This window comes from Pseudomonas petroselini (genome assembly GCF_045037875.1).
GTDB lineage: Bacteria > Pseudomonadota > Gammaproteobacteria > Pseudomonadales > Pseudomonadaceae > Aquipseudomonas > Aquipseudomonas petroselini.
Map to the genome: position 1 here is coordinate 304,253 of NZ_CP173614.1, position 13,468 is coordinate 317,720.

The following is a 13,468-nucleotide window of genomic DNA, read 5'->3' on the forward strand; positions in this document are numbered from 1 at the left end:
TCTGAAAGCATGCGGCGCTTGTATTGGGGCGGCTTCGCAGCCCAGCGCGGGGCAAGCCCGCTCACTACAAAAGCCGACCGCCTGAAATCAGAGGGTTTTTACGGAGCATGCGGCGCTTGTATTAGGGCCGCTTCGCAGCCCAGCGCGGGGCAAGCCCGCTCACTACAAAAGCCGACCGGCTGAAATTAGAGGGTTTTTGCGGAGGCGGGGTTGATCATCCGCGTCAGCCCCAAATTCTTCAGCGCCAACTGCAGCGAGCTGTGGATAACTTGCGGGTTGTCGATAGTCATCAGTTCCGCCAGCAGATCCTTGGCCATGCTCAGTTCAACCTGGCGCAGCATCCACTTCACCTTCGGCAAGTTGGTGGCGTTCATCGACAGGCTGTCAAAGCCCATCGCCATCAACAGCACCGCCGCCGCCGGGTCGCCGGCCATTTCACCGCAGATGCTCACCGGCTTGCCTTCGGCATGGGCGTCGCGCACCACGTGTTGCAGGGCTTGCAGCACCGCCGGGTGCAGGTAGTCGTAGAGGTCGGCCACCCGTGGGTTGTTACGGTCCACGGCCAGCAGGTATTGGGTCAGGTCGTTGGAGCCCACCGACAGGAAGTCCACCTGCCGCGCCAGCTCCTTGGCCTGGTACACCGCCGCCGGGATTTCGATCATCACGCCAATCGGCGGCATCGGCACGTCGGCGCCTTCGTCGCGTACTTCGCCCCAGGCACGGTGGATCAGGTGCAGCGCCTCTTCCAGTTCATGGGTACCGGAGATCATCGGCAGCAAAATGCGCAGGTTGTTCAGGCCTTCGCTGGCCTTGAGCATGGCGCGGGTCTGTACGAGGAAAATTTCAGGGTGGTCGAGGGTGACGCGGATACCGCGCCAGCCGAGGAACGGGTTGTCCTCTTTAATCGGGAAATACGACAGTGACTTGTCGCCGCCGATGTCCAGGCTGCGCATGGTCACCGGCAACGGGTGGAAGGCTTGCAGTTGCTCGCGATAAATCGCCAGCTGCTCCTTCTCACTCGGAAAACGCTGGTTGATCATGAACGGCACTTCGGTGCGGTACAGCCCCACCCCTTCGGCGCCGCGCTGTTGCGCACGGGCCACGTCGGCCAGCAGGCCGGTATTCACCAGCAGTGGCACACGGTGGCCATCGGTGGTCACGCACGGCAGCTCGCGCAATGAATCGAGGCCCAGCGCCAGTTGCTTCTCTTCTTCAACCACTTCGGCGTACTGCTTGCGCATCACTTCGCTGGGGTTGGTAAACACTTCGCCGCGGTGGCCATCGACGATCATGTCGATGCCGTCGACTTTGGAATACGGCAGGTCCACCAGGCCCATCACCGTCGGGATACCCATGGCACGGGCCAGGATCGCGACGTGGGAGTTACCCGAACCCAATACCGACACCAGGCCGACCAGCTTGCCTTCCGGCACTTCGCCAAGCATGGTGGCGGTCAGTTCTTCACTGATCAGGATGGTGTTGTCGGGGTAGACCAGGTTGGTGGTGCGGTCTTCCTGCAGGTACGCCAGCAGACGGCGACCGAGGTCACGCACGTCCGAGGCGCGTTCGCGCAGGTAGGCGTCGTCCATCAATTCGAAACGGTTGACGTGATCGGTGACCACCTGGCGCAACGCGCCCTGGGCCCACTGGCCGGTCTTGATCACGGTCTTGACTTCATTACCCAGCGACGCGTCGTCGAGCATCATCTGGTACACGTCGAACAGCGCACGCTCTTCGGGGCGCAGCTGGGTGGCCAGCTTGGTCGACAGGTTGCGCATGTCGGCGCGCACGCCTTCCAGGGCGGTCTTGAACAGTTTGATTTCAGCGTCGATGTCATGGACGGTCTTGTCCGGCACCACATCGAGGTCGGCCGGCGGCAGCATGACCACGGCGGTACCGACCGCCGCACCTGGCGAACCCGGTACGCCGACGAACTTGGCTTCCTGGATGCCCTTGCCCTGGCGCCCCAGGCCGCGAATCGAGCCGGTGGCTTCGGCGTGGGCAATCACGCCAGCGAGCTGCGCACTCATGGTCACGAGGAAGGCTTCTTCACCTTCGTCGAACTGGCGGCGCTCTTTTTGCTGGATGACCAACACGCCGACGACGCGGCGGTGGTGAATGATCGGTGCGCCGAGGAACGAGGCGTAACGCTCTTCACCGGTTTCGGCAAAGTAGCGGTAACGCGGGTGATCGGCGGCGTGTTCAAGGTTCAGGGGTTCTTCACGCGTCCCCACCAGGCCCACCAGACCTTCATTGGGCGCCATGCTGACCTTACCGATAGAGCGCTTGTTCAAGCCCTCGGTGGCCATCAGCACAAAACGGTTGGTCTCGGGGTCCAGCAGGTAAACCGAGCAGACTTGGCTGCCCATGGCTTCCTTGACGCGCAACACAATAATCCCCAACGCCGCCTTGAGATCCTTGGCGGAGTTAACTTCCTGGACGATCTTGCGCAGCGTATTGAGCATGGCTCGGGGTCGAACTCCGTCGTCAGTCGCGCGCTAAAAGGCGCGGGGCAAGCTCTTTGAGAGCGCGACGATAAACTTCGCGCTTGAATGTCACCACCTGGCCCAACGGGTACCAATAGCTGACCCAACGCCAGCCATCGAACTCCGGTTTACCGGTCAAATCCATCCGCACCCGCTGCTCGTTGGAGATCAGGCGCAGGAGAAACCATTTCTGCTTCTGGCCGATGCACAGCGGTTGGCTGTGGGTACGCACCAGGCGTTGCGGCAAACGATAGCGCAACCAGCCACGGGTACAGGCCAGAATTTGTACATCTTCACGCTCAAGGCCGACTTCTTCATTCAACTCACGGTACAAGGCGTCTTCAGGGGTTTCGTCGGGGTTGATTCCGCCTTGAGGAAACTGCCAGGCATCTTGGTTGATTCGGCGAGCCCATAGCACCTGTCCGGCATCATTCGTAAGAATAATCCCGACATTAGGACGGAAACCATCGGGGTCGATCACGGCAACAACCTCGCAAACGCATGTCGCCGCATTGTTCCACAAAGGTTGATGAAGCGGCAACGAGGCTTCTTACCTTATGTGCACTCTTGTGAAAAGACCGTATTCTGGACGCCTTTTTACAGACTTTTCAGCGAGTAACTGCAATGCGCCTGGCTTTATTCGACTTGGACAACACCCTCCTCGGCGGTGACAGCGACCACGCCTGGGGCGATTACCTCTGTGAACGAGGGATTCTCGACCCTGTGGCCTACAAGGCCCGCAACGACGAGTTCTATCAGGACTACCTGGCCGGTAAGCTGGACAACGCCGCCTACCTGAACTTCTGCCTGGAAATCCTTGGCCGCACCGAAATGGCCCAGCTGGACGAGTGGCACAACGACTATATGCGCGACTGCATCGAGCCGATCGTGCTGCCCCTGGCCCTGGAACTGCTGGCCAAACACCGCGCCGCCGGTGACACCCTGGTCATCATCACCGCCACCAACCGTTTCGTCACCGCGCCAATTGCCGCACGCCTGGGCGTCGAAACCCTGATCGCCACCGAGTGCGAGATGGAAAACGGTCGCTACACCGGGCGCAGCACCGATGTACCGTGCTTTCGCGAGGGCAAGGTGACGCGCTTGAACCGCTGGCTGGAAGAAACCGGGTACAGCCTGGAAGACAGCTACTTTTACAGCGATTCGATGAATGATTTGCCGTTGCTGGAGCAGGTGACCCACCCGGTGGCGGTGGATCCGGACCCGAATCTGCGGGCTGAAGCCGAAAAGCGTGGTTGGCCGGTGATTACCCTGCGCGGCTGATAAATCTATCGGGGGCAAGCCCCCTCCCACACTTGATCGGGTTCACACGGCCAAAATGTGGGAGGGGGCTTGCCCGCGATGCAGGCGACTCGGTCTAAAGCCTCAAACCGGCTTTGCACCCATGAGCCCCGCAATCGCCACAAACCCCACCAGACTGACCACTGCCAGCACCAAGGTGAAGTTCACGCTACCGCCCTCGCCTTTGCGCAAGCGATTAAGCCGTGCCACCAGCCAGAACCACGCCAGCGCCGCCACGGTATAGAGGAGGCTGGACCCCAGGATCCACGTCTGCCCCAGCGGCCAGCCGATCAGATGCGCCAGCCACCAGCCGGTAAACGGCATGCTCACCACGCAAATCCCCATCAACAACCAGACGAATGCCCACGGGCGCTGCACGGTCACCGCCGGGCCGGCGCTGCGTTTGCGCCAGGCCAGCAACGCCAGCCCCAGGCCGCTGAGCAGCAGCAACACGGTGGCTGCAACGTGGATAACTTTCAAGGTAGTCAGGGTTTCCATGTGTCGTTTTCCTTAAAGGCCGCCCCGTCAGCGTAGTCGCTCAACCGAGGAACAGTGTGTAGGCCGGGTTATCGCTTTCATCCCAGTATGGGTAGCCAATGGCTTCCAGGGCTGCCGGTACCAGGTGACGCTCGTCCGCCGGCACTTGCAGGCCGGCGACCACACGGCCATCGGCTGCGCCGTGGTTGCGATAGTGGAACATCGAGATGTTCCAGCGCCCGCCCAATTTGTTAAGAAAGTTGAACAAGGCGCCCGGACGCTCCGGGAATTCGAAGCGCAACACCACTTCGTCACTGACTTTGGCCGCGTGCCCGCCGACCATATGACGGATGTGCAACTTGGCCAGTTCGTTCTCGGTCAGGTCCAGCACCGGGAAGCCCTGGCTCGTGAGGCTGGCGATCAGTGCACTGCGCGGGTCGGTTTCCGGGTGAGTCTGCACGCCGACGAAAATGTGCGCCTCGCTGCCGGAGTGGTAGCGGTAGTTGAATTCGGTAATCTGGCGCTTGCCCACGGCTTCGCAGAACGCCTTGAAGCTGCCGGGCTTCTCGGGAATGGTCACGGCGATGATGGCTTCGCGGCCTTCACCCAACTCGGCGCGCTCGGCCACATGGCGCAGGCGGTCGAAGTTGACGTTGGCGCCGGAGTCGATGGCCACCAGGGTCTGGCCGGTCACACCACGGGTTTCCACGTATTTCTTGATCCCGGCCACACCCAATGCCCCCGCCGGCTCGGTGATGGAACGGGTGTCGTCGTAGATGTCCTTGATCGCCGCACAGATTTCATCGGTGCTCACGGTGATCACTTCATCCACATAGTGCTTGCAGATGTCGAAGGTGTGCTGGCCGATCTGCGCCACCGCCACGCCATCGGCAAACAGGCCCACGGTCGGCAGCACCACGCGCTCGCCCGCGGCCATGGCGGCTTGCAGGCAGTTGGAGTCGTCCGGCTCGACGCCGATGACCTTGATCTCCGGGCGCAGGTACTTCACGTAGGCCGCGATACCGGCAATCAGCCCGCCGCCGCCCACCGGTACGAAAATCGCGTCCAGTGGCCCTGGGTGCTGGCGCAGGATTTCCATCGCCACGGTGCCCTGCCCGGCAATGGTGTGCGGATCGTCGTAGGGGTGGATGTAGACGTAGCCTTTTTCGTCGACCAGTTTCAGCGAGTAGGCCAGGGCTTCCGGGAAGGAGTCGCCATGCAGCACCACTTTGCCGCCACGGGAGCGCACGCCTTCGACCTTGATCTCGGGGGTGGTCTTGGGCATCACGATGGTGGCTTTCACCCCCAGCACCTTCGCCGCCAGGGCCAGGCCCTGCGCATGGTTGCCCGCCGATGCGGTGACCACGCCACGCGCACGCTCTTCAGCGGTCAGCTGCGTCAGCTTGTTATAGGCGCCGCGAATCTTGAACGAGAACACCGGCTGCAAGTCTTCGCGCTTGAGCCAGACCTTGTTGCCCAGCCGCTCGGAGAGCTGGCGAGCGGTCTGCAACGGGGTTTCTACGGCAACGTCGTAAACGCGCGAGGTGAGGATCTTTTTGACGTACTGTTCAAGCATCGGCGGAAATCACTGGGCGAGTTGGGCAGGGCCAAGGAGTCTAACCCAGCGTTTGGGCGGGCGACCACACGAATCCAGAGGTTTTGTTGGGTTATACTCGCGCCCCTCTTTACTCCCCGCCCGTTCCGGAGCCCGCATGACCCAGGATCAACTCAAACAGGCAGTGGCCCAGGCCGCCGTCGATTTAATCCTTCCTAAACTCGACGACAAAAGCATCGTCGGTGTCGGCACCGGCTCCACCGCCAACTGCTTTATCGATGCGCTGGCCCAGCACAAGGGCGCGTTCGACGGCGCCGTGGCCAGCTCCGAAGCCACCGCCGCTCGCCTCAAGGGCCACGGCATTCCGGTGTATGAGCTCAACACCGTGAGCGACCTGGAGTTCTACGTCGACGGCGCCGATGAAAGCGACGAACACCTGAACCTGATCAAAGGCGGCGGCGCAGCCCTGACCCGCGAGAAGATCGTCGCGGCCGTGGCCAAGACCTTTATCTGCATCGCCGACGCCAGCAAGCTGGTGCCGGTCCTCGGCGCGTTCCCGCTGCCGGTGGAAGTGATCCCGATGGCCCGCAGCCACGTGGCCCGCGAGCTGGTGAAACTGGGCGGCGACCCGGTGTACCGCGAAGGCGTGTTGACCGACAACGGCAACATCATCATCGACGTGTTCAACCTGCAGATCACCAAGCCGGTAGAGCTGGAGACGCAGATCAACGCGATCGTCGGCGTGGTCACCAACGGCCTGTTCGCGGCGCGCCCGGCGGATGTGCTGTTGCTCGGCACCTCTGAAGGCGTGAAAACCCTCAAGGCCTGAGAACACCCCATTAGTCATGCAGTGTTTTCAGGAACTGGGTTTCTTGAAGACGTAGAACAGGTTCGGCTCGCTGACGAGGTACAACGTGCCCTCGTCATCCATGGCGATCCCTTCGGCCTGCGGCACCCGCTTCGTCAGGCCATGGCGCCCGTTCAGCAGTGACAGACTGCTTAGCGGGCGACCGTCGATATCCAGTTCCAGCACCAGGAACGACTCATCCGACAACGCCAGCAAATGGCCGCTGCGCTCATCGTATTGCAGGCTCGACAGGTCACGCACAAACAGCCCGGCATCGCGCTTGGGGTTGTTGATCACGTGCACCGAGTAGGTTTTTTCCGGTTTGAAATGCGGGAAGCCGTGGACCTCGTAGATCAGCATCGGGTCGCGCTCCTTGGCCACGAACAGGCGCTTGCCCACCGAGTCATAGGCCAGGCCTTCAAAGCCCTTGTTGCCCCCCACGTGCAGGCCCAGCGTCATCTGTTCCGCATCGGCGGCATCGAGGAATTGGGTGTCGTCGTCCACATGCACCTTGATCAGCCGCTGTTGGCGCTCATCGCTGATGACATAAATGTTGTCGCTGATAAATTCCACCGCCTCGGCATCGCCGAAGCCCACCAAGGGAATACGCCGCAGGATCTTGCCCTCAAGGGACAACTCGATCAGCTCGGCGTTTTTATTGGTGACGGTAAACAGGCTTTTGCGCACCGGGTCGTAGGTCAGGGCCGACACATCGTCATCGAGTCCTTCGATCACTTGGGCCTCCAGCGCCACACGGTAATCCGCCAAGCCGATGGAGCGCTCATTCGTCGGCTGACGCCACGCCTGCCAGTTGAACCAGGCACGCTCGAACAGGCGAAAGTGCTGCGCAACGGCCCCGGCACTGATCAGCGCGATCAACACAAGAATAGAGAAAACGGGTTTGGGGCGGGCTAGTCGACGCATCGGGGCGGGCTCAAAGTCAAAAGTGGCGAATGAATATCACGCCTGTCTGAATTTAAACTTAAACGCGCCCTGATGTCTGGCGAATGCCGCACACAGCGACATATCCGACGTAATCAGTTGTTATTTCTGCTTTTCGAAGCGATAGAACAGGTTGGGCTCACTGACCATGTAGAGCGTGCCGTCGTCGTCCATGGTCACGCCCTCAGCACGCGGAATGGTGTCTTTCAGGCCATTAAAACCGCCCAGCAAGGTCATGAAGCTGACTTGCTCACCCTTCTCGTCCAGCTCCAGCAGCAGATGGGAGTCGGCCGACAACACCAGTAGATGCCCGGTGCGCGGGTCGACCGCCAGTGCCGAGAGGTTGCGCATGTCCAGCTCGGTGTTGGTCAGCTTCACCTTGTTACCCGCCAGGGTCTGGCTGCCATCGCTTTTCCAGGTAAACAGTGCCGGCGGGCGCTCTTCGCCCAGGACCAATTGCTGGTTACGCTTATCCCAGGTGATCGCTTCAAAGGCCTTGTTCTGGTCCTTGGACGGGCCCAGGTCATAACTTGGGAAGTCGGCCTTGTTCAGCGCCGTGGTGGCAGCGTCGACCTTGACGATGCTCAGGCTATGCTGGCGCTCGTCGACCACGGCCATCAGGCCGTTTTCCATCATTGTCAGCCCTTCGGGGTTGTTCCATCCGTTGAGCGGCATCTTGCGCAGCACATCACCTTGCAAGGTCAGCTCGACGAGAAACGGGTTTTTGCCCATGACCGAGAACAGCGTCTTGGTCTGGGGGTTATAGGCCAGGTCAGAGGCCTCGTCCTTCTCCATACCCGGTAGCAACTTGGCGTCGATGACTGCGTGGTAGTCCGGCAACCACACGCTTTCCTGGCGCTCAGCGGTGGTTTCGAAACGTTCCAGCACCCACAGCACACCGCGATCATCCCAGTGCATGGCCCAGGCAATGCCGTACACAATCGCCCCGGCGAGAAACACCCAGGAATACCAGCGCAGGGCAAAACGGGAACGCAGCTTAGGGGTGGCGGTAGGCAGGGGCACGGCCATTGGGCACTTTTCCGGAAAGTCAGCGTTAGGTGATAGCACAGGAACAACGGACCCGCGCGCTTGAGGCAGAGGATTATCCGGATGGGGTGTGAAAAAAATGCAAAAACTTGGATTTTGCGGCGACACACAAATAAAGGTGGGAGGGGCTTGCCCCCTCCCACAGTTTTAACCGCGTTTCGTCAGCGCACGCTGCTTTCGAAGCGGTTCACACCCGACAGTTCCAGCACCAGCTCATCACCCACATTCAGCGGGCCCACGCCGGCCGGGGTGCCGGTGAGGATCACATCGCCCGCCTGCAGCGAGAAGCAGCCGGCCATGTGCTGGATCATCGGGATGATCGGGTTGAGCATCTGCGCGCTGTTACCGTCCTGGCGCACTTCGCCGTTGATGCTCAGGCGGATACCGATATCGGTCACGTCCTGGAAAGTGCTGCCCACTACGAACGGCGCAATCACCGCCGCACCGTCGAACGACTTGGCGATTTCCCACGGCAGGCCCTTGGCTTTCAGCTCGGCCTGCTTGTCGCGCAGGGTCAGGTCCAGGGCCGGGGCGAAGCCGGAGATGGCGTCCAGTACTTCTTCACGGCTGGGCTTGTTCGACAACGGCTTGCCGATCAATACCGCGATTTCCGCTTCGTAGTGCACCGAACCGCGCTCGGTAGGGATGCTGAAACCACCTTCCAGCGGCACCACACAGCTGCCCGGTTTAATGAACAGCAACGGTTCGGTCGGCACCGGGTTGTCCAGTTCCTTGGCGTGCTCGGCGTAGTTACGCCCGATACACACCACTTTACCGACCGGAAAGTGGATGTTGGTGCCGTCGACATACTTGTGCTGGTAGCTCATGGAACGACTCCTTAAGGGCGGTTAAACAGCGAAGATCTTGCCGGGGTTCATGATCCCGTTAGGGTCGAACACCGCTTTGACGGCCTTCATGTATTCGATTTCAACGGGCGAGCGGCTGTAGGTCAGGTAATCACGCTTGGTCATGCCCACACCGTGCTCGGCCGAGATGGAACCGTTGTACTTCTGGACGGTTTCAAATACCCACTTGTTCACGGTGGCGCACTTGGCGAAGAACTCATCCTTGCTCAGGTTTTCCGGCTTGAGGATGTTCAGGTGCAGGTTGCCGTCGCCGATGTGGCCGAACCACACGATTTCGAAATCCGGGTAGTGTTCGCCGACGATCGCGTCGATTTCTTTCAAAAACCCTGGGACTTTGGAGACCGTCACCGAGATATCGTTCTTGTAAGGGGTCCAGTGGGAAATGGTCTCGGAGATGTACTCGCGCAGTTTCCACAGGTTGTGCAGCTGGGTTTCGCTCTGGCTCATCACGCCGTCCAGCACCCAGCCCTGCTCCACACAGTGCTCGAAGGTTTCCAGCGCGTGGTTGGCAACTTCTTCGGTGGTGGCTTCGAACTCCAGCAGCGCGTAGAACGGGCACTCGGTGTCGAACGGCGCTGGCACGTCGCCACGGCCCATGACCTTGGCCAGGGCCTTGTCAGAGAAGAATTCAAAGGCGGTCAGGTCCAGTTTGCTCTGGAACGCGTGCAGCACCGGCATGATCGAGTCGAAATCGGTGGTGCCGAGCACCATCGCAGTAAGGTTTTTCGGCGCACGGTCCAGGCGCATGGTGGCTTCAACCACAAAGCCCAGGGTGCCTTCGGCACCGATGAACAGCTGGCGCATGTCATAGCCGGTGGCGTTCTTGATCAGGTCGCGGTTCAGCTCCAGTACGTCGCCCTTGCCGGTGACGACCTTCATGCCGGCCACCCAGTTGCGGGTCATGCCGTAGCGAATGACCTTGATCCCGCCGGCATTGGTGCCGATATTGCCGCCAATCTGGCTGGAGCCCGACGACGCGAAGTCCACCGGGTAGTACAGGCCTTTTTCTTCAGCGACGTTCTGCAATTGCTTGGTAACCACGCCCGGCTGGCACACGGCGGTGCGGTCGGTGAGGTTCACGTCGAGGATCTGGTTCATATAGTCGAACGAGACGACCACTTCACCATTGGCCGCCACTGCCGCCGCCGACAGGCCGGTACGACCACCCGACGGCACCAGCGCCACCTTGTGTGCATTGGCCCAACGAACAATGGCTTGCACCTGCTCGGTCGTCTTGGGGAAGACGATGGCGGTCGGCGCGGGTGCGAAATGCTTGGTCCAATCCTTGCCGTAAGCCTCCAGGGAGTCGGCATCGGTCAGCACTTTGCCGGGCTCAACCAGGGTCTTTAGCTCATCAATCAGGGCAGGATGGGTCATCGACAGAACTCTCGAACAATTCATGGTCATCCTGAGAACGCTTCACGTCGCAGGAATGAGTGTTAGCGGGGCGCGTATGCTAGCATACCGCCCCCGCAGGACAGAGCCCAAGGGCGTTTCTGCGGTGACGGCTTTCCTGCCGTCCGGGTCAGCTTGCGCTGCTCGATTCCCTGCCATTTTTCTCCGGGATACAGGTTTACGCAGATGAGCAAGACTTCTCTCGATAAGAGCAAGATCAAGTTCCTTCTTCTGGAAGGCGTCCACCCATCGGCTGTCGACGTTCTGAAAGCCGCCGGGTACACCAGCATTGAGTACATCACCAGTTCTCTGCCGGAAGCCCAGCTCAAGGAAAAGATCGCCGACGCGCACTTTATCGGCATTCGCTCCCGCACTCAGCTGACCGAAGAGATCTTCGATCACGCCAAGAAACTCGTGGCGGTCGGCTGTTTCTGCATCGGCACCAACCAGGTCGACCTCAACGCAGCGCGCGAGCGCGGCATCGCGGTGTTCAACGCACCGTACTCCAACACCCGCTCCGTTGCGGAACTGGTGCTGGCCGAGGCTATCCTGCTGCTGCGCGGCATTCCTGAGAAGAACGCTTCCTGCCACCGTGGCGGCTGGATCAAAAGCGCGGCCAACTCCTTCGAAATCCGCGGCAAGAAGCTGGGTATCGTCGGTTACGGTTCGATCGGTACGCAACTGTCGGTCCTGGCGGAAGGCCTGGGCATGCAGGTGTTCTTCTACGACACCCTGACCAAGCTGCCGCTGGGCAACGCCACGCAAGTGTCGAGCCTGACCGAGCTGCTGGGGATGTCCGACATCGTGACCCTGCACGTTCCGGAAACCGCTGAGACCCAGTGGATGATCGGCGAGAAGGAAATCCGCGCCATCAAGAAAGGCGGCATCCTGATCAACGCTGCACGCGGCACTGTGGTCGAGCTGGACGCCCTGGCCGACGCGATCAAGGACAAGCACCTGATCGGCGCCGCCATCGACGTGTTCCCGGTAGAGCCACGCTCCAACGACGACATCTTCGAAAGCCCGCTGCGTGGCCTGGACAACGTGATCCTGACCCCGCACATCGGTGGTTCCACCGCTGAAGCCCAGGCCAACATTGGCCTGGAAGTGTCGGAGAAGCTGGTCAAGTACAGCGACAACGGTACGTCGGTCTCGTCCGTCAACTTCCCGGAAGTGGCCCTGCCGGCTCACCCTGGCAAGCACCGTCTGCTGCACATCCACCAGAACATCCCTGGCGTGATGATGGAGATCAACAAGGTCTTCGCGGAAAACGGCATCAACATCTCCGGTCAGTTCCTGCAGACCAACGAGAAAGTCGGCTACGTGGTGATCGACGTCGACGCCGAGTACTCGGACCTGGCGCAAGAGAAGCTGCAGCACATCAACGGCACGATTCGTAGCCGCGTGTTGTTCTAAGGTTTCAACGCAGCACGAAAAAGGGAGCCCCTCGGGGCTCCCTTTTTTTCATCTGAACACATCTTACTTGACGTTAACCGTGATCACTTTCGAGGCTACAGTCGGGTTGAACTGCATGTGCAGTTTGTCGCCGGCAACCAGTTGCAGCGTGTGTTTGCCTGGGGTGAGGGTCAGCTCGGTTTCGGTCTGGGCCTTGCCGTAGTGGATCACGGTGTCGGTGGCGGGGATCGGCACGCCGGCGTCAGGCAGTTCTTTCTGATCGATCAGCAGATGGTGGTGACCGGTGCCTGGATCCTGGCTGGTGGCCGGGGCCAGCTTCAGGCCTTCCATGCCGAATTTGACGGTGAAGGTCTTGTCGACGGTGGCGCCGTCTTTTGGCGACACGATGAATACTTTGGCGCCTTCAGGTGGAGCACTGCGCGGGATGCCGTCGGCGGCGGTGGCCAACATCGAGGCACCCAGCAGCAGGCTGGCAATCGTTGCACGGGACAAAAGGGCTTTCATTCGCTTCTCCAGTTTTTCTATGAAATCTGTAGGGTTATGACAACTTCGCGACAAATTGCGGTCCAAGGCACTCAACACCATAGCAAAGCGAGGCTGAACGACGCCTCGCACATTCGAATTCTTTAGGAGTGACCATGCGCTTTTCGCCTGGCCTGTTACTGCTGCTTCCTCTTCTGAGCCCTTTGGCGCATGCCGAACTGGTCGATGATGTGTTCGACCGTGGCGAACTGCGCATCGCCGTTGAAGCCAACACCCCGCCGTTCAACTTCAAGCAAGGCGACAAACTGACTGGCTTCGAAGTAGAACTGGGTGAGCAACTGGCCCAGGAGATGGACGTGCGCCCCTCGTTTATCACCACCGATGACACCGACCTGCTGCCGGGGGTGGAAACCGGCAAGTACGACGTGGCCATCAACCATATCGCTATGACTGCCGAGCTGCAGGATCGGTTCGATTTCAGTGAGCCTTACAACGAGAAGCCTGAGCTGGCGATCCCGTTCCAGAAGGGTAATCCGGCGTTCAAGGCGAGCCTGGACAAGGCGTTGCAACGCTTGAAGGCGGATGGCCGATTAAAGGCATTGGCGCAGAAGTGGCTTGAAGGCGACACACCGGTAGCCAAGGCACAGTAGATCAA

13 protein-coding genes are annotated in these 13,468 nt (G+C 60.4%); 4 read left to right on the forward strand and 9 right to left on the reverse strand.

Annotated features, from left to right (window positions below; translation table 11 throughout):
* Positions 1-185: 185 nt before the first annotated feature.
* Together ptsP and ACI512_RS01515 are read right to left on the reverse strand one after the other, a co-directional pair.
* Positions 186-2,465, reverse strand: a complete 2,280-nt coding sequence (ptsP, locus tag ACI512_RS01510) for a phosphoenolpyruvate--protein phosphotransferase (protein ID WP_015886393.1) — start codon at positions 2,463-2,465, stop codon at positions 186-188.
* Positions 2,466-2,487: 22 nt separating this feature from the next.
* A complete protein-coding gene (locus ACI512_RS01515) occupies positions 2,488-2,967 on the reverse strand; it encodes an RNA pyrophosphohydrolase (RefSeq protein WP_003176750.1) in 480 nt (159 codons plus the stop codon).
* A 143-nt stretch (positions 2,968-3,110) separates the two neighbouring features.
* Between ACI512_RS01515 and ACI512_RS01520 the strand changes: the two genes are divergently transcribed.
* A complete protein-coding gene (locus ACI512_RS01520; protein ID WP_064054349.1) occupies positions 3,111-3,767 on the forward strand; it encodes an HAD family phosphatase in 657 nt (218 codons plus the stop codon).
* A 102-nt stretch (positions 3,768-3,869) separates the two neighbouring features.
* Here ACI512_RS01520 and ACI512_RS01525 read toward each other — a convergent pair whose 3' ends face one another.
* Together ACI512_RS01525 and ilvA are read right to left on the reverse strand one after the other, a co-directional pair.
* Positions 3,870-4,283 (reverse strand): DUF2269 family protein, encoded by a 414-nt coding sequence (locus ACI512_RS01525; protein ID WP_405121585.1) that lies wholly within the window; start codon positions 4,281-4,283, stop codon positions 3,870-3,872.
* A gap of 40 nt (positions 4,284-4,323) precedes the next feature.
* Positions 4,324-5,838, reverse strand: a complete 1,515-nt coding sequence (gene ilvA, locus ACI512_RS01530) for a threonine ammonia-lyase, biosynthetic (protein WP_015886396.1) — start codon at positions 5,836-5,838, stop codon at positions 4,324-4,326.
* Positions 5,839-5,974: 136 nt separating this feature from the next.
* On the opposite strand from ilvA, the gene rpiA reads away from it, so the two are divergent.
* Entirely contained in the window at positions 5,975-6,646 is a 672-nt protein-coding gene (gene rpiA / locus ACI512_RS01535) for a ribose-5-phosphate isomerase RpiA (protein ID WP_405121586.1), read from the forward strand.
* Positions 6,647-6,673: 27 nt separating this feature from the next.
* Here rpiA and ACI512_RS01540 read toward each other — a convergent pair whose 3' ends face one another.
* From ACI512_RS01540 to ACI512_RS01555, 4 genes are all read right to left on the reverse strand, one after another.
* Entirely contained in the window at positions 6,674-7,588 is a 915-nt protein-coding gene (locus ACI512_RS01540; protein ID WP_064054351.1) for an SdiA-regulated domain-containing protein, read from the reverse strand.
* 120 nt (positions 7,589-7,708) lie between these two features.
* Positions 7,709-8,635, reverse strand: coding sequence for an SdiA-regulated domain-containing protein (locus ACI512_RS01545; protein WP_064054352.1), 927 nt, complete (start codon positions 8,633-8,635; stop codon positions 7,709-7,711).
* 179 nt (positions 8,636-8,814) lie between these two features.
* Positions 8,815-9,480, reverse strand: a complete 666-nt coding sequence (locus tag ACI512_RS01550) for a fumarylacetoacetate hydrolase family protein (RefSeq protein ID WP_064054353.1) — start codon at positions 9,478-9,480, stop codon at positions 8,815-8,817.
* Positions 9,481-9,501: 21 nt separating this feature from the next.
* A complete protein-coding gene (locus tag ACI512_RS01555; RefSeq protein ID WP_015886401.1) occupies positions 9,502-10,896 on the reverse strand; it encodes an FAD-binding oxidoreductase in 1,395 nt (464 codons plus the stop codon).
* Positions 10,897-11,100: 204 nt separating this feature from the next.
* On the opposite strand from ACI512_RS01555, the gene serA reads away from it, so the two are divergent.
* A complete protein-coding gene (serA, locus tag ACI512_RS01560) occupies positions 11,101-12,330 on the forward strand; it encodes a phosphoglycerate dehydrogenase (RefSeq protein ID WP_003176761.1) in 1,230 nt (409 codons plus the stop codon).
* Positions 12,331-12,393: 63 nt separating this feature from the next.
* Here the strand turns inward: serA and ACI512_RS01565 are convergent, their stop codons facing one another.
* On the reverse strand, positions 12,394-12,834 hold the full coding sequence (locus ACI512_RS01565) for a DUF4399 domain-containing protein (protein ID WP_231810534.1): 441 nt from the start codon (positions 12,832-12,834) through the stop codon (positions 12,394-12,396).
* A gap of 134 nt (positions 12,835-12,968) precedes the next feature.
* On the opposite strand from ACI512_RS01565, the gene ACI512_RS01570 reads away from it, so the two are divergent.
* Positions 12,969-13,463, forward strand: a complete 495-nt coding sequence (locus ACI512_RS01570; protein ID WP_064054355.1) for a transporter substrate-binding domain-containing protein — start codon at positions 12,969-12,971, stop codon at positions 13,461-13,463.
* Positions 13,464-13,468 lie beyond the last annotated feature (5 nt).